Origin of the sequence: Alloalcanivorax sp. C16-2 (assembly GCF_046507615.1) — a bacterium.
Lineage (GTDB): Bacteria > Pseudomonadota > Gammaproteobacteria > Pseudomonadales > Alcanivoracaceae > Alloalcanivorax > Alloalcanivorax marinus_A.
In genome coordinates, this window is sequence record NZ_JBKFTL010000003.1 from 209,178 (window position 1) to 224,679 (window position 15,502).

The window sequence follows — 15,502 nt, forward strand, 5'->3', positions numbered from 1 at the left end:
CGACCTGGGGCGTCCCGCCCATGCATGGGCGGCGGTTCCGGTGCCTGGGCTTTAAGAGGCTTTTACAATCCCGAGACGGCAGGTGGGTGGCTTTGCGTTAACCTGCTGGATGACGTTCCCCATTTGCCAAGGAAACCGATCCATGAGTGGTTCCAGGTCGGCCCGCTTCGGGCCGCTGATTCTGGTGTTGTTACTGGCTTTTCTGGCCGCCGCCGCGGTAGTGGTGGCACCCCGTTCCGGGCTCGCCTGGGTGGCGCTTGCCGGCACTGGCGGGCTTGCTCTGTGTGGTGTGTGGGACTTGTTTCAGTCGCGTCATTCGCTACTGCGCAACTATCCGTTGCTGGCGCATTTCCGCTGGTTTTTCGAATTCCTGCGGCCTTTTTTGCGCCAGTACATCGTTGAGAACGACCGGGAGGGGCGGCCCTATAACCGTGACCAGCGTTCGCTGATTTATGAGCGCGCCAAGGATCAGGTGGACGTGAAACCCTTTGGCAGTGATCTGGACGCCTACGACGCCGAGTTTCAGGTGCTGGCGCACTCCATGGCGCCGTGTCCGAAGCCGGACGCGGATTTTCGCGTGCGCGTGGGAGGGGAGCAATGCGCGCGCCCCTATGACGCCTCGCTGTTGAATGTGTCGGCGATGAGTTTCGGTTCACTGAGCGCGCCGGCGGTGGAGGCGCTTAACCTGGGCGCTCGACGGGGTGGTTTCTATCAGGATACCGGCGAGGGCGCCATCAGTCCGTACCATCTGCGCCACGGCGGTGATCTGGTGTGGGAAATCGGCAGCGGTTATTTCGGCTGCCGGGATGAGCGCGGGCGTTTTGACCGGGCGCTGTTCCGCGAGCAGGCGGCCCGGGATCAGGTGCGCATGCTGGAGATCAAACTCAGCCAGGGTGCCAAGCCCGGCCACGGTGGCGTGCTGCCGGCGGCCAAGATCACCCCGGAGATCGCCGAGACCCGCCGCATTCCTCTCAACCAGGATTGCCGGTCGCCGGCGTTTCACAGCGCTTTCTCCACGCCCCGGGAACTGCTCGAATTCGCCGCCTCCCTGCGCGAGGACGCCGGCGGCAAGCCAGTGGGCGTGAAGTTGTGCGTGGGTCATCCCTGGGAAGTCTTCGCCCTCTGCAAGGCGATGCTGGATAGCGGCATCGTGCTGGACTACATCGTGGTGGATGGCGCTGAGGGGGGGACGGGCGCCGCTCCGGAGGAGTTCTCCGACCATGTCGGGCTGCCGTTGCGGGAGGGGCTGCTGTTGATGCGCAACGCCCTGGTGGGCACCGGGCTGCGTTCACGGGTACGGCTGGCCGCCAGCGGCAAGGTTTACAGCGCCTACACCCTGGCCGCCAACCTGGCGCTTGGCGCCGATTGGTGTAACGCGGCGCGGGCCTTCATGCTCAGCCTGGGCTGCGTGCAGACCAAGAGCTGCCACAATGACCGCTGCCCGACCGGGGTGGCAACCCAGAACGCCAGCCGCCAGCGCGGCCTGGTGGTGGCGGACAAGGCGCCCCGGGTGGCCAATTTCCACCGCCACACCCTGGAGCATCTGGCGGAGCTGATCGCCGCCGCCGGCCTCGAGCACCCGGGGGAGCTACTGCCGCGCCATCTGCTGCAGCGGCGCGGCGCGACGGAGCTGGTCACCCTGGACCGGCTTTATCCATTCCTGGAGCCGGGCAGCCTGCTCGATGATCCGGATGCCACGCCCTACGGTGATTGGTGGCACGCGGCCGACCCGGATAGTTTCCGGCCGCGCTGGCCTTTGGGGCCCCGTCACCATACCGGGTCGAGCAGATAGAAAGCGGGGTAGCAGGCGGCCCAGGCAAGGATCACCGGCGCCCAGTAGCCGGCGGCCAGCTTCACCCGTGTCGCCGCCCGTTGCGGATTCGCCCGGGCGGCGAGGGCCGGTAACAGGGCCAGCAACGCGGGCACCATGAACAGCAGGTGCAGGGCGGCCAGCAAATGGTGGAAGTGGAAGAATTGCAGGGCCTGGTGGGGGCGGGGACCTTCGTAGGCGAACGGTTGGCCGGGAATCGGCAGCAGCCCGGCACGGTATTCCATATAGCCTTCCAGAGCCCGGCAGGCGATAAACAACAGCCCCATCAGCAGAGCGGTAAGAACCAGGCCGCGGGCAAGGCGTTGTCGGTGCACCGCCCGCTCCGCGCCGCTCAGTGCCAGGGCGCCGGCGGCAAGGGCCAGACCGCCGGCACCGGCGAGTTCCGCATGCAGACTGCGTGAGGCGACGGCGAACAGCGACGGGGTAGTACGTAGATGGAGCAGAAACGCCAGCAGCAGGGAGGCGAACAACACGGTGCTGGCGAACAGATAAACCGCCAGGCGCAAACGATCACCATCGAACAGCCGGTGCAGCCCCGGCACGTCGTGGGCGACGATCATGGTATTGCGGTGCGGCGCGCGCGCCATCATGACCACCCCCCGCCTGGGTCGGGGGCGGCACCGCGCCGCGCGCCACGGGCCTGCTTGGCCATGGGGCCTCCTGCATGGGTGGCGGTCGTTCCCTGGAAGAGTCAGAGTAGGGGGCCCCCGGGCGGCTCACAAGCGGGTTGGGAGGCGGGAACGTAAACAACTCAAAAATCCGCGCTTCCCGCCGCCCACGCCCTGGCACGAGGATGACCACCGCGTTACAAACGGGGGCAACGTATTCACTGGCAAGGAGCAAGCAATGCGTATTCGCGAACGTTTCGCCCTGGGTCTGATCGCCGCCTCTCTGGCTGGCGCCACCCAGGCCGCGATCACCATCCCCATGAACGCCGTGGACGAAGACGGCGTCGGCGACCGTATAGGCCAGATCACGGTCAGCGAGTCGGAGTATGGCCTGGTGTTCACACCGCAACTGGAGGGCCTGGACGAAGGTATTCACGGGTTCCATCTGCATCAAAACGGCTCCTGCGAGCCGGCCAAGAAGAATGGTGAGATGACCGCGGCCGCGGCGGCGGGTGGTCACTACGATCCGGATGAGACCGGTCGCCACGGTACCCCTTGGGGCGATGGGCATCTGGGTGATCTGCCGGCGCTTTATGTGGACGACGATGGCAAGGCGACCCTGCCGGTGCTGGCTCCGCGCCCGGACCTGGACGACCTCAAGGGCCGCGCCTTGATGATTCACGCCGGCGGCGATAACTATGCCGATCAGCCGAAGCCGCTGGGCGGTGGTGGCGCCCGTGCCGCCTGTGGGGTGGTACCCGAATAATCGCTGAGCCCCGAACCACCCGAAAGCCCCGCCGGCCGTGTGCCGGCGGGGCTTTTTTATGGTTCATCGCACTTTAGCGGGTCCGGCGCCGCTCTCGGGATGACACCCTTCCTGGTTCCATATTCGTAGTTCCAAAATGCCTTTCATTGTTTTTCACTGCGGTGAGTTTCATATTTTTCGATTCATTTCTGTGATTTGACCCACTTTATTGCTAATAAATAGATCACAAATAAGATAAAAGTATGACTCTTTCATCTTTTTGCTAATGGTTTCTTCACAGGTCTGTACCTAGTATTCGCGTGCTACGAATATCTTCTAGGTAAAAGGCCATGCGCGGTTCAATCTTCGTAATCTTCATCCTCCTCACGGGGGCGTTCGGATCAGTCAAGGCGGATCAGGTAGAGCCGCGTATCATCGGCGGCGAGGCGGTCAGCAGCGCGCCTTCCTGGATGGTGGAGGTGGAACGCAGCTTGTCGGGTAACCCCTCTTTCGGGTCGACCCGCTGCGGCGGCACCCTGGTGGCGCCCCGTTGGGTGCTCACCGCCGCCCACTGCGTTCGCGACGACAATGGCACTTTCGAGCCGGAAACCCTGTTCGCCGCGCTCGGTCATCTGAATCGTCAGGAACAGCCGGAGGAACGCATCGCCGTGGTGGCGGTGCATGTGCACCAGGGCTACCGCGACGATATCTACCAGAACGACCTGGCGCTGCTTGAATTGGAGCGTCCTTCGGCGATGGTGGCGCTGGATCTGGCCAAAAGCGCGGAGATGAACCGGCTGCGCCGGGGCAATCCGGATGAAGCCCTGCTGGCTCTGGGCTGGGGGAAGACCGAGGACAGCAGCATGTCGCCGACCCTGCGGCAGGCGGCGCTGGACTATGTGACGCCCAGCGAATGTGGCCGTTACTGGAATAACCTGGGCAGTGGCCAGCTTTGCGCCGGTGAAATGAACCCGGTGGCCGGCGTGGATCAGGACACCTGTCGGGGCGACAGCGGCGGCCCTCTGGTATATCGCCGTGACGGCGGAGTCTGGCTGGCCGGCATCACCAGCTACGGCACCCGCCAATGCGCCTCCGGCGTGCCGGCGGTGTATACCCGGGTCAGTGCCTACCTGGACTGGATCGAGCGAACCTCCGGCGGCGCCATGGTGGACCTGGAAAGCGACACCAATGGTGAGGCCCGCTACGCCGGCCCCGGTCAGTCGTTGAGTCTGGATACCCGTGTCAGTAACCGCAGCCTGGTCAACGCGGCGCGCCGGGTCGGCGTGCGGATCTTCCATGGCGGCGGGCTGACGGTCTACGCCGATAACCTGGACTGCACCGCGTTCGCGGATCACACCGATTGCCTGGGCTTTGAGAACCTGGATACCGGCGCCACCGGCGATGATCACCGGCTGTGGTTGTCCCACGCCGACGCCGGCACCGGCGCGGCCTCCGCGCGGGTGGTACCGATCAGTGACGAGCACGACTATTACAACGCCAATGAAGAAAGTCTGGAGCTGGTGTTTTCCGATCAGCCGGATTTGAAGCTGGCCGCCACGGCGATACGCCGCGACGGCAAGGTGCGCGTCAGCGCCGTGGTGGAGAACCGGGCGGATCATCGCGATGCCTTCAACGCCTGGGTCAGTTTCCAGGTGCCGGACGGCTGGGACTGGAGCAGCCTGCCGGAGGGTTGCACGGCCACCCAGCCGGTACGTTGTGATCTGGGTGACCTGGCTCGTGGCGAGACGGCCAGTCGTACCCTGGTGCTTGATGGCACCGGCGAGGGCCGGGTCTACATGGAGGCGGGCAGCGCCAGTGGTGATTTCCCCGCCGGCGATACGCAGGCGTTCGTGACGCCGTCCCGGGCCGGTACCGAAAGCACCCGTGATAGCGGCGGTGGCGGCGGTGGTGGCGGCGGCGGTGGCCCGGTTGGTTTCTGGCTGCTGGTGGTGCTGGCGGGGCTGGGTGTTTTGCGCCGCCGCTGATCCGGCGAGGCGCGGGCTGATCGCGACTTAAGTCGCTCCTACGGAGGAAGAATGCGGTGGGAGCGGCTTTAGCCGCGGTCCGCCGTTGAATCCACCACGGAAAGATGGGAGCGCCGTTGCTCCGGGGTAAGCGCGCCAGCATTGCCCTTCCAGGGCACGGCGCCAAAACCGGCGGGCACGGCGTTTAGCAGATAGGGCGCCTTGATGATGTCGAAATAGGGGGAGTGGTCGAAGTCGGCGGCGTGAAACACGCGCGGCTGAAGACGCAGCAGGCGGGAGGCATTATCACCGGTCTGCTTGACCAGGGGATGCACCGGGAACTGGATGAAGGCGAACGCTTCGCCGACGGTGGTGCCGGTGATGGCGCGCAGAAGGTCATTGGCCCAGCGGTTGAGCAGGCGCCGGCGTGAATGTCCGCCCAGGGACCGCCAGGGCAGCAGCCACAATAGCGCCAGGGTGCTCCAGCCATGCTGGGTGCCGGCTCCCAGCCGGCTGATGGCGAAGCGCAGGGCGTCCTGGCATTCCTCCGCGGACAGGTTCTGGGCCCGGCATACGCGCAGATGGAGCCCGCGCAGATTGCTCAGATCCCGCACCCACAGACCCCGTTCCAGGCTGGCGTCGAGCACCAGCTGCGTATCCGGCCCGCAGGGCAGGTAGTCGGCGAGCAGGGCGCGCAGCGCCGGGTCGGCCACTTCGTGGGGTCGGCCGATATAGAGCAGGGCGCGGGAAAAGCGACCGCCGGTAAGGACCTTAAGACGGCGGTCCAGCCGGCTGTCTCCGTCCACCAGCAGCACATCGCAGGGGCGCAGCTGGGCGCGCTGGCTTTGCAGGTCGCCGAGCGGCCATTCGCTTTTCTCCGGTTGCCGCTGGAGTCGCTCGCACAACCATTGGTAGAGCCGTTGAGAGTTCATGGCGCGATCCTACAGCAGCGCCAGAGCGCGTTCCATGACCGAATAGTCAGTATAGAAGTGCGGTGACAGGCGCACGCCGCCGCCACGCTCCGCGCACACCACGCCGCCGGCCTGCAGCCGGGCGCGGGTGTCCGCCGGCGCCTCGCCCGGCAGTTGGAAGGTGATGATACCGGCGCGCCGCGCCGGGTCCGCCGGGCTCAGCAACTCGGCGCCGCGCGCTCTCAGAGCCTCGTACAGCCAGGTGACCCGTTCCCGCAGCGCTGCTTGCACGGTGTCCATGCCCAGTTCCTGGAACAGTGACAGCGAGGCGTCCAAGGCATGGGTGGCGAGCATATTGGGGCTGCCGCACTCGAAACGGGTGGCGCCCTCGGCGATCCTCCAGTCCTTACGGGTATAGTCACCGGCGGCTTCGATCATATGCCAGCCAAACTGGTGCACGGTGAGCTGTTCGCGGGCTGCCGGGCGGGCATAAAACAGGGCCAGGCCTTCCGGCCCGAGCATCCATTTATGGCCGTCGGCGACCACGAAATCAGCAAAACAGGCGGTGGCGTCGAAAGCCTGCGCGCCCAGGCTCTGGATGGCGTCCACGCAGAACAGCACGCCGCGCTCCCGGCAGGCCCGGCCGATGGGCGCCAGGTCCAGGCGGATGCCGGCGCCATACTGCACCGACGATAGCGACACCAGCCGGGTACCCTCGCCGATGGCGTCGATCACCTTTTGCTCGGCGCCCTCGCCACTCACGTCCACCTCCACCACATCCACGCCCCGATCCGCCAGGGCCTGCCAGGGAATCCGGTTGGAGGGAAATTCCTGATCGCTGATCACCACCCGGTCGCCGGCCCGCCAGTCCAGGCCCTGGGCGATCACCGACAGACCCTCGGAGGTGTTCTTGAGCAGCGCCACGTCCGCCGGGTCGGTGCCGATCAGCCAGCCCAGGCGCTGGCGCAGGCGCGTTTCCACGGCCAGCCAGTCCGGGTAATCCCGGGCACCGAGATGAATGTTCTGATCGGCGAAGGCGACCACCGCGTCGCGGGTACGGCGTGGCCAGGGCGCCACCGCCGCGTGGTTGAGATAGAGCACGTCGTCGCGCAGGGGAAATTCCGCTTTGAGATCGACCATGGGAGGCTCCTTGAGTATGATCCAGCCCGAATGGGGCGCGGCTTGCGAGCCGCTCCCGGGGGATTGTAGCGAGCGGGACGGGGGCGTGCAGCGTCCCGGCTTGTGATAGGGTAAACGCAGTCGCCATCGATGGCGGCGGATTGAGGAGAAGTGTCGATGGGTGATCTGGAAAAAGCGACGCGCAAGGCGCGGGAGTTCCGCCAACGCGAGCAGGAAATCCTCGACGCCGCCCTGGCGCTGTTTCTGGAGCAGGGGGAGGATCGGGTCACGGTGGAAATGATCGCTGACCGGGTCGGTATCGGCAAAGGCACCATCTACAAGCATTTCGAAACCAAGAACGAGATTTACCTGTTGCTGATGCTGCGCTACGAGGAGGATCTGGCCGAGGTCTTCGACAGCATTTCCGATAGCAGCGACAAGGAAGCTCTGGCCCGCGAATACTTTCGTTTCCGCATCGGCGACCCGGCCCGTTACCAGTTGTTCGACCGGCTCGAGAACAAGGTGATCAAGGATCATGCGGTGCCGGACCTGGTGGACAAGCTGCACCGCCTGCGCGAGGCCAACTTCTCCCAGCTGACTCATATTGTCGAGGCACGTATCCAGGAAGGTTCCCTGGAGGACGTGCCGCCCATGTACCACATTTGCGCCGCCTGGGCGCTGGCCCATGGCGCCGTGGCGTTGATGCAGTCGCCGTTCTACCAGCGGCTGATCGACGACAAGCCGGATTTCCTCGACTTCCTGGTGGAAATCGGCATCCGCATGGGCAACAAGGGCCAGCGCGGCAAATAACCCCGACGGAAGGAGCCCATGAGCAAAGCCGAGGAACTACTGGCGCTGCTGGAAAAGGCCGATCAGGATGAACAGGGCCTGCCGCCGGTGCACGAATGGAACCCGGACCGTCATGACGACATCGACATGCGCATCGCCCGGGACGGCACCTGGTACTATCAGGGCTCGCCCATCGAGCGCCATCGCATGGTCAGGCTGTTCTCCACCATTCTGCTGCGCGAGGGCGACGATTACTTCCTGATCACGCCGGTGGAAAAACTGCGCATCCAGGTGGATGACGTGCCTTTCGTGGCCACCGGGGTGGAGCGGGTCAGTGGCGATGGCCCGGACAAGCTGGTGTTCACCACCAACGTGGACAGCCATGTGGTGGCCGGCGAAAAACATCCGCTGCGCGTGGAGACCGATCCGCACAGCGGCGAACCTTCCCCCTATGTGCATGTGCGCGACAACCTGGAAGCGCTGATCGCCCGTAACGTGTTCTACCAGCTGGTGGATTGGGCGCGCCAGGAAGAACGCGACGGCGCCACCTTTCTGGTGGTGGAGTCCGACGGCCACGCCTTCGAACTGGGCCGGCTTTAGCCCGGCCCCTTCCCTCAGAGGTTTTCCCCGGGCTTCGGCAGGCCGGTGCCGCACTGCTTGCAGTAGCGCGCGTCGGGGTCGTGATCGTGGCGGTGGCAGCCCGGGCATTCCCGTTCGTAACGGCGCACCATGTGCGCCTTGGACATCTCCGCGGTGACGATGCCGGTGGGCACGGCGATGATGGCATAGCCGGTGATCATCGCCAGGGACGCCACCGCCTGGCCGAACGGGGTCTGCGGCGAAATATCCCCGTAGCCCACCGTGGTGATGGTGACGATGGCCCAGTAGATGCTGCGCGGGATGCTGCTGAAGCCATTGGCGGGCCCCTCCACCACGTACATCAGGCTGCCGAAGATAATGATCACCACCGTCACCGCGAACATGAACACGCCGATCTTGCGGCGGGTGCGGACCAGGGTGGTGCCGAGTTGATTGGCCTCGTCCATCAATTGCGCCAGCTTCAGCACCCGGAACACTCGCAACACCCGCAGGGCGCGAATGGTGAGCAGGTAGTTGGCGCCGGGGAACAGCAGGCTCAGGTAGGTGGGGATCACCGACACCAGGTCCACCATGCCGTAGAAGCTGCGCGCGTAGCGTACCGGCCGGTCGCTGACCCACAGGCGGATCAGGTATTCCACCGTGAACAGCAGGGTGAAGAACCACTCGGCGGCATAAAGGATGGCACCGTACTCGCGGTGGATGGAGTGCACGCTGTCCAGCATGACGGCGATCACGCTGGCGATGATGGCGATGATCAGCAACTGGTCGAAATAACGACCGGCCGGGGTGTCGGTGCCGAAAATAATGTGGCGCCAGCGGTCGCGCAATGAGGCGGAGTCGGGGCTCATAACCCTCCTTACCGGGCCACCGGGGTGGCGGTTCGTGGTGCGGTGCCGTGGAATCCGGCTATTGTGTCCTGTTCCGCCCCGGCTGACTACAAGCGCTCTGGAACCAGCGTGCCGAAAAGCCGTGTCCGGGTAAACAAAGGTGTCTGTTGGTGGCGCCATGCTAACCGTTTGATTACCAGGGCTACGCTTCATTACACAGCCGCAACGGCCCGTGTCTACATGCCTTCGCGTCATCCCTTCCATAGTCGGAAATACCGTGTTTCCCAATACGGCATAACGACGAGAATCAATAATAAGGGAGGGGTAGACCTTGGATATCCATATCAAGCATTTGCTGGGCGGCGGCCTGTTGGCCCTGGCGCTCACCGCCTGTGGTGGTGGCGGCGGTGGGGGTGATGGCGGTGGCGCCAACACACCCACCCCGTCCACCCGTGAACTGCCGCAGGAAATGGCGGCGGTGGTGGATGAAACCAGCGAATTCACCGGTGAATTCTGTCCCGACACCACTGATGGTCAGGCGCCCGGCGCCGACCTGGATCCGGCGGCCTGTTTACAAGAAGCGGAAGAGGGAGGCGGCGTGCCCGGCCTGGACGGCGTGGTGGCCCGCTTCTGCCCGGTGGCGGCGGCTTCCTTCGACCCCACCGGGCTGTTTGATCCGGCGGCGTTCGAAGCGGCTTTCGCCGATCCCCAGGGCTTTCTCACCGATGGTCCGTTGAGCTTTCCGGTGGCCTGCCTGCAGGAATCCGCCACCAACCTGGGTGGCGTCGAGGAATTGATCGGTGGCGGTAACCCGCTGACCGACCAACTGTGTCCACTGGCCGCGGCGGCGGATCAGTTTGACCCGGCCACCTGCTTTTCCGAGATCGCCGCTTCCCTGGGAGGCGATGGTCTGCCCAGCTTGCCCGGAGGCGGCGGTGATGGCTCGCCGATCGGCGGCGCCGGGCAGTTGTGTCCCCAGGCCGCGCAAAGTGAAATGGGCCCGGAAATGGCCATCAACTGCCTGAGTGAAACCACGCGGCTGTACATCACCATCATGGACATGATCACCAACCCCAACCCGGTCACCGAAGCGCTGTGCCCGGTGGAGGACAGCACTGGACGGGTGGACCCGGTGGTGTGCTTCGAGGAAGCCCTGTCCGGCGGCGGTCTGCCGTCGCTGCCCGGGCTGGGTGATTTGCCGGGGCTGCCCGGTGGTGGCGGTGGTGGAACGCCGGAGCTGCCTGGCGAACTGAGCGACGCGCTGGCGGCGATCTGTCCGCTTACCCTGGAAGGCGGGATTGGCCCCACCACGCCGGTGGACTGCCTCACCGAGGCCGGTGGTTCCCTGGGTGGCCTGACCGACCTGCTCGGCGGACTGGGCGGCGCCAACCCGCTCACCGACGCCCTGTGCCCGGTGGCGTCCGGGGAGGAGCAACTGGACCCGGCGGCCTGCTTCAGCGAAGCCTTGGCCAATCTGCCCTCCGGTGGAGGCGGTGGTACGCCGCAGATTCCTGGCACCGGTATGTTGCTTGAGCAGATCTGCCCGAGCGCGGCGGCCGGTGAGCCGGGTCCGACCACGCCGATCGAATGCCTGGCGGAACTGGGCAGCGGCTTCGGCGGGCTGGAGGATCTGCTCGGTGGTCTGGGCGGCGGTGGCGACAACCCGCTGACGGGTTCTCTCTGCCCGGTGGCCGGCGGCGCCGATCAGTTGGACCCGGCGGCCTGCTTCATGGAAGCACTGGAAGGCCTGCCCGGCGCGTTGCCGCTGCCCGGCGGCGGTGACAACCCGCAAATTCCCGGTGCCGACCAGTTGCTCGGTCAAATCTGTCCGGCCACCGCCGAGGGTGAAATCGGCCCCACCACGCCGTTGGATTGCCTTACCGAAGCCGGCGGTAATCTGACGCAGCTGCAGGATCTGCTTGCCGGCGCCGGCGCCGGCGGCGATGGCGGAGATCCGGTGACCGGCCAATTGTGCCCGGAGGCGGGAGCCGGCGGGTTCACCCCGACGCTGCCGGTGGAGTGCTTGCTGGAGGCCGGCGAGAACCTGCCGGATCTGCTGACCGGCCTGCTCGGTGGCCTGGCGCCCTGATTCGATTACCGTGATTGTCGTAAAGACCAAAGCCCCGGCTCCGGCCGGGGCTTTTGGATCGGGCGAGGGGCGGATCAGTTACCGCGGCGGGGCAGGGTGTCGCGCACTTTGTCGGCCAGGTCGCGTACCGCCTGCTCGGTGGTGTCCCAGCCGATGCAGCCGTCGGTCACCGATACGCCGTACTCCAGATCATCCAGGTTGGCGGGGATCTTCTGATTGCCCTGCTTGAGATGGGATTCCACCATCAACCCGACGATGGAGGTGTTGCCCTCCAGAATCTGGTTGCCGATGTTTTCCATCACCAGCGGTTGAAGGCTCGGGTCCTTGTTGGAGTTGGCGTGGGAGCAGTCGACCATGATGTTGGTGGATACACCGGCCTTGTCCAGGGCGGTTTCCGCCAGCGCCACGGACACTGAATCGTAGTTCGGCTTGCCACCGCCGCCGCGCAGCACCACGTGGCCGTACTGGTTGCCCTTGGTGGTGGTCAGGGCGACGCGGCCATCCGGGTCGATACCCAGGAAACGGTGCGGGTGGCGCACGCTGAGCATGGCGTTGACCGCCACGTCCAGGCTGCCGTCGGTGCCATTCTTGAAGCCCACCGGGCCGGACAGGCCGGAGGACATTTCCCGGTGGGTCTGGGATTCGGTGGTGCGCGCGCCGATCGCCGACCAGGAGATCAGATCCTGGATGTACTGCGGGGTGGTCGGATCGAGCGCTTCGGTGGCCGCCGGCAGGCCCAGCTCGGCCACGTCCAGCAGCAGCTTGCGGGCAATGTGCAGGCCGTCGGCCACCTTGAAGGAATCGTTCATGTAGGGGTCGTTGATCAACCCCTTCCAACCCACCGTGGTGCGCGGCTTCTCGAAGTACACACGCAGCACCAGAAACAGAGCGTCGTCCACGTCGGCGGCCAGCTTCTTGAGCCGCTCCGCGTACTCCATGGCCGCCTTGGGATCGTGGATGGAGCACGGACCGATCACCACGAACAGGCGCGGGTCCTTGCGGTCGAGAATATCGCGGATTTGCTGGCGCCCTTGCAGCACGGTTTCCCGCGCGCCGTCGCTCAGCGGCAACTCTTCCTTGAGCGCCCGGGGGGTGATCAGCACCTCCTGGGACTCGATGTTGATGTCGTCTACCTGTATCTGACTCATGATCTGGCTGCTTGTTGGTCGGAATGGCCGGAAGACCCGCAGTCTAGCGGAATACCGCTAAGGTTTCAGCCTATGGCGCCGATAACGGGGACGCCTATTTCACGTTAGCCATCGGGACAGCCATGAAACCTCTTTCCTTTAGCGGTCTGCGTCTGCAGGCCAAGATTCTGTTGCTCTCGCTGGTGCCGCTGGTGGTGGCGGTACTGGTGTTGACGCTGTGGTCCGCCGTGGAGCGGGCCCGGGCGACGGACCACAGTCTGGCGCAGCAGCGCCAGGCGATGATCGGGATGCGCGAACTGGGTATCCGCGGCGCCGCGGAAGTGGCTCGCTCGGCGATCCGCCCGCTGTTGAACATGGCGGACGAAGAGCAAGCCCAACGCCTCGCCAAGACGATGATCCTTGGCATGAAATTCGACGGTGACAGTTATTTGTTCGCCTACGACTTCCAGGGCAATAAAGTCGCCAACGCGAACAATCCGAGCAGTAATTCCTGGGACCTTCAGGACGCGGACGGTCAATACATCGTCCGCGACATGGTCCAGGTTGCCCGGGATCATGGGGAGGGGGACTATCAATACAAGTGGCTGCATCCAGGCACCGGCCAGGTGGAAACCAAATACGCCTACCTGGTATCGGTGCCGGAATGGAATTGGGTGATTGGCACCGGTGTCTATATCACCGACATCAACGAGGACATGGCCGCCATCGAGGCGGCGGCGCGGGCGGATCAACGCCATGCGGTGGTGATCGGCGTGCTGGCCGGTGCCGCCCTGTTGCTGGTGGTGGGCGTGCTCGCCGGGTGGCTGGTTCGCCGGGTGGTCAAGCCGATCCGTGACACCGCCGGTGCCATGGAGGACATCGCCCGGGGCAGAGGCGATCTGACCCGCCGGCTGGTGGTCACCGGCGACGACGAGGTGGGTGATCTGGCGCGCCAGTTCAATGCCTTCGTGTCGCGCATGCAGGATGCGCTGCGCGAGGTGCGCGATACCACCGGTTCGGTGAACGGCGCCGCCGATGAAATCGCCTCCGGCAGCGAGGAACTGGCCACCCGCACCGAGCAATCCGCCGCCAGCCTGCAGGAAACCTCCGCGTCGATGGAGGAGATCACCGCCACCGTGGATCACACCGCGGACTCCGCCGAACGGGCCAGCACCATGGTGACCGGCGCCGCCCGGGTGGCCGGGGAGGGCGGTCGCGCCATGCAGGAAGTGGAAACCACCATGGCCGCCATCGACGAATCGGCGGCACGCATCGCCGAGATCATTGGTTTGATCGATGGCATCGCCTTCCAGACCAATATTCTGGCGCTGAATGCCTCGGTGGAAGCGGCCCGGGCCGGCGAGCATGGCCGGGGCTTCGCGGTGGTGGCCCAGGAGGTGCGCAATCTGGCCGGGCGCAGTGGCGAGGCCGCCGCGGAAATCCGTGGCTTGATCGATACCTCCGTGACCCGCACCCGGCAGGGGTCGGAACTGGTGCGCCGGGCCGGCGCCACCATGAAGGAAATCGTCGACAGCGTTACGCCGGTGAGCGAACTGATCGCCGACATCAGCACCGGTGCCCGGGAGCAGAGTCGGGGCATTGGTCAGGTCAACACGGCGGTGGCGGAGATGGACGCCATGACCCAGCAGAACGCGGCCATGGTACAGCAGACCTCGGCGGCCGCCGTGGAAATGCGTCGCCAGGTCGAGCGCCTGGACACGCTGATCAAATCCTTCGTGCTGTAAAGCGGGGCCGGCTCAGCCGCCGGCCAGCAACTCCGCCACGTACTCGGGGACCCGCTCGGAAGCCGGGCCGTGGCGGTGCTCGGCGAAGGCGGTGGCCTGCTCCGAGGGTTCCAGGTTGAGTTCCACGGTGTGAGCCCCGTGGGCGCGGGCCTCGGCCACGAACCCCGCCGCCGGATAGACGTTGCCGCTGGTGCCGATGCTGATGAAGCGTTCGCAGCCGGCCAGGGCATCGAAGATGCGCTCCATCTCCAGGGGCATTTCTCCGAACCACACCACGTGCGGGCGCAGGCAGCCGCTTACGCCGCACACCCCGCACTCCTGGTCCACGTTCAGGTCCTTGTCCACGGGCACCAGGCTGTCGGTGCTTTGGCAGCGCGCCTTGAGCAATTCACCATGCATGTGAATGAGGTTGCGGCTGCCGGCCCGTTCGTGCAGGTTGTCCACGTTCTGGGTGATCACCAGCACCTCGCCGGGCCGCTCCCGCTCCAGCCGGGCCAGGGCTTCATGGGCGGCGTTGGGGCGAATCGCCGGGTCGCGCAGTTGCTCGCGGCGGCGGTTGTAGAATGCCTGCACGCCGGCGGGATCGCGCTGGAAGGCTTGCGGGGTGGCGACGTCCTCGATGCGGTGGTTTTCCCACAGGCCGCCGGCGTCGCGGAAGGTGTTGATGCCGGACTCCGCCGAGATTCCGGCGCCGGTAAGTATTACAATCTTTTCCTGCATGCTTCACCGTCTCCCGTTTACCGTTGAACGTTCGCGGAGCCTTAATGGATACGATTATCGCACGGCAGGAAGTCCTGTCATTACCCGCCCGGGGGGCCGTCAATCTGCTGCACTTTCACCAGGGCATGGTGCTGCTGGTGGGGGGCGACGCGGTGGCGTTGTACCGTGACCGGCGCGCGGTGGAAGATCCCCTGGCCAATGGCCTGGTGGGCTACGAGGCGATTCCCGACGCGCTGTGCCCGCTGTACCTGGAACCGGACGGCTATGTGGCGGAGCAAAGCTCCGGCTACATCGGCCTTAACTCCGGCGCGGTGCTGTTCGTGCGCCCGGACGGCGTGGCCCTCTACGCGTCCGGCGAGGACGCCCTGCGCAACCGGGATTGCCACTGGCTGATTCCGTTTCCGCCCCTCAATGCCTGACACCGTCC

At 65.5% G+C, this 15,502-nt stretch carries 14 protein-coding genes; 8 read left to right on the plus strand and 6 right to left on the minus strand.

Going from position 1 to position 15,502, the window contains the following annotated elements; translation table 11 throughout:
• Positions 1-142: 142 nt before the first annotated feature.
• Positions 143-1,792 (plus strand): FMN-binding glutamate synthase family protein, encoded by a 1,650-nt coding sequence (locus ACLD02_RS14595; protein WP_203099931.1) that lies wholly within the window; start codon positions 143-145, stop codon positions 1,790-1,792.
• On the opposite strand, the gene ACLD02_RS14600 is transcribed toward ACLD02_RS14595, so the two are convergent.
• A complete protein-coding gene (locus ACLD02_RS14600; protein ID WP_203099929.1) occupies positions 1,768-2,421 on the minus strand; it encodes a hypothetical protein in 654 nt (217 codons plus the stop codon). The two genes, ACLD02_RS14595 and ACLD02_RS14600, sit on opposite strands and share 25 nt — an antisense overlap.
• A gap of 256 nt (positions 2,422-2,677) precedes the next feature.
• Here ACLD02_RS14600 and sodC point away from each other — a divergent pair, with 256 nt between their 5' ends.
• Both sodC and ACLD02_RS14610 read left to right on the plus strand, forming a co-directional pair.
• Complete coding sequence (sodC, locus tag ACLD02_RS14605; RefSeq protein ID WP_238400756.1) at positions 2,678-3,205, plus strand: superoxide dismutase [Cu-Zn] SodC; 528 nt, start codon at positions 2,678-2,680, stop codon at positions 3,203-3,205.
• A 329-nt stretch (positions 3,206-3,534) separates the two neighbouring features.
• The gene (locus ACLD02_RS14610; protein ID WP_203099927.1) at positions 3,535-5,169 is read left to right on the plus strand and encodes a S1 family peptidase; all 1,635 of its coding nucleotides are present in this window, start codon (positions 3,535-3,537) and stop codon (positions 5,167-5,169) included.
• A gap of 68 nt (positions 5,170-5,237) precedes the next feature.
• Here the strand turns inward: ACLD02_RS14610 and ACLD02_RS14615 are convergent, their stop codons facing one another.
• Positions 5,238-6,080, minus strand: coding sequence for a hypothetical protein (locus ACLD02_RS14615; RefSeq protein ID WP_203099925.1), 843 nt, complete (start codon positions 6,078-6,080; stop codon positions 5,238-5,240).
• Between the two features lie 9 nt (positions 6,081-6,089).
• The gene (locus ACLD02_RS14620; RefSeq protein ID WP_203099923.1) at positions 6,090-7,199 is read right to left on the minus strand and encodes an aminotransferase class V-fold PLP-dependent enzyme; all 1,110 of its coding nucleotides are present in this window, start codon (positions 7,197-7,199) and stop codon (positions 6,090-6,092) included.
• 156 nt (positions 7,200-7,355) lie between these two features.
• Between ACLD02_RS14620 and ACLD02_RS14625 the strand changes: the two genes are divergently transcribed.
• Positions 7,356-7,988, plus strand: coding sequence for a TetR/AcrR family transcriptional regulator (locus ACLD02_RS14625; RefSeq protein WP_228462105.1), 633 nt, complete (start codon positions 7,356-7,358; stop codon positions 7,986-7,988).
• Positions 7,989-8,006: 18 nt separating this feature from the next.
• Complete coding sequence (locus tag ACLD02_RS14630) at positions 8,007-8,567, plus strand: DUF1285 domain-containing protein (protein ID WP_203099921.1); 561 nt, start codon at positions 8,007-8,009, stop codon at positions 8,565-8,567.
• Between the two features lie 14 nt (positions 8,568-8,581).
• Here the strand turns inward: ACLD02_RS14630 and ACLD02_RS14635 are convergent, their stop codons facing one another.
• Positions 8,582-9,415 (minus strand): ion transporter, encoded by an 834-nt coding sequence (locus tag ACLD02_RS14635; protein ID WP_203099919.1) that lies wholly within the window; start codon positions 9,413-9,415, stop codon positions 8,582-8,584.
• 310 nt (positions 9,416-9,725) lie between these two features.
• On the opposite strand from ACLD02_RS14635, the gene ACLD02_RS14640 reads away from it, so the two are divergent.
• On the plus strand, positions 9,726-11,483 hold the full coding sequence (locus ACLD02_RS14640; RefSeq protein ID WP_410299040.1) for a hypothetical protein: 1,758 nt from the start codon (positions 9,726-9,728) through the stop codon (positions 11,481-11,483).
• Positions 11,484-11,557: 74 nt separating this feature from the next.
• Here ACLD02_RS14640 and ACLD02_RS14645 read toward each other — a convergent pair whose 3' ends face one another.
• Positions 11,558-12,631 (minus strand): 3-deoxy-7-phosphoheptulonate synthase, encoded by a 1,074-nt coding sequence (locus ACLD02_RS14645; RefSeq protein WP_203099915.1) that lies wholly within the window; start codon positions 12,629-12,631, stop codon positions 11,558-11,560.
• A 122-nt stretch (positions 12,632-12,753) separates the two neighbouring features.
• Here ACLD02_RS14645 and ACLD02_RS14650 point away from each other — a divergent pair, with 122 nt between their 5' ends.
• Positions 12,754-14,355, plus strand: a complete 1,602-nt coding sequence (locus tag ACLD02_RS14650) for a methyl-accepting chemotaxis protein (RefSeq protein ID WP_410299041.1) — start codon at positions 12,754-12,756, stop codon at positions 14,353-14,355.
• Positions 14,356-14,367: 12 nt separating this feature from the next.
• Here ACLD02_RS14650 and cobB read toward each other — a convergent pair whose 3' ends face one another.
• On the minus strand, positions 14,368-15,075 hold the full coding sequence (cobB, locus tag ACLD02_RS14655) for a Sir2 family NAD+-dependent deacetylase (RefSeq protein WP_410299042.1): 708 nt from the start codon (positions 15,073-15,075) through the stop codon (positions 14,368-14,370).
• 44 nt (positions 15,076-15,119) lie between these two features.
• Here cobB and ACLD02_RS14660 point away from each other — a divergent pair, with 44 nt between their 5' ends.
• Positions 15,120-15,494: a hypothetical protein gene (locus ACLD02_RS14660; protein WP_203099909.1), complete on the plus strand. Its 375-nt coding sequence runs from the start codon at positions 15,120-15,122 to the stop codon at positions 15,492-15,494.
• Positions 15,495-15,502 lie beyond the last annotated feature (8 nt).